General features: G+C 51.2%; 1 protein-coding gene. It reads right to left on the minus strand.

Features of this window, described 5'->3' with window-relative positions; genetic code table 11:
- A partial coding sequence (locus ACQEXR_RS20285) for a type VI secretion system Vgr family protein (RefSeq protein ID WP_427021050.1) occupies positions 1-817 on the minus strand: 817 nt, incomplete at both ends.

The raw sequence follows: 817 nt of genomic DNA on the forward strand, positions 1-817 counted from the left end.
CGACCTTCATACCGGCTTTGATGTGGAGTTCATTGCCAATTTCAAATGCATGCAACTGAGCGATTTTTTGATGCAGATTCCCTTCCACAATCGAGGTGGCATCTTGTTTGACCAAAGTGCGGCTTTCACCCTCCACGGTGAGGTTGTGGTGGTTTTTAATCTGAGTGAAGTGGTCGTTATCGATCGTGATATGTTGGTCACGCTTGACATGAGTGGTCATGTCATTCAGCACTATCGAGTCAAAATCCTTCTGCGCATGAAGATAGACTTGCTCTTGGTCTGCTTGGTCTTCAAAACTCAGTTCGTTAAAGCCTTGCCCTTGGTGGGTCTCACTGCGCAGGACGGTTTTGGTTTTGTTGTTGGGCAGAACATAAGGCGGTTTATTGACCGCATGATAGGTGCGCCCCGTGATGATGGGCTGATCAGGGTCACCATTGAGAAATGAGACAATCACTTCGTGACCAATGCGAGGCAAAGCGACCATGCCATATTGGCTGCCCGCCCAACCTTGAGAGACGCGCACCCAACATGAACGATGTTCAGGGTTTCTCTCTTCGCGATCCCAGTGGAAATGGACTTTCACGCGACCATGTTCGTCACAGAAGATTTCTTCTCCCTCAGGGCCGACGACCGTCGCGATCATCGGGCCGTCAACGGTTGGTTTGGTCTCTGGCTGCGCTTGCCAATTGAGATGAGCTGGGATGGCTTGCCATTGGTTGGCGTAAGTCGTCTTGCCTTGCGTGCCCTCTTCCTCGAGTGCTTGAGCCTGTTCGCCTTGGTGATTGACTTGAACCAGCAGCCAAGGGCGATTAAAGGA

It is taken from the genome of Vibrio sp. TRT 2004 (genome assembly GCF_050113735.1).
Classification (GTDB): Bacteria; Pseudomonadota; Gammaproteobacteria; order Enterobacterales; family Vibrionaceae; genus Vibrio.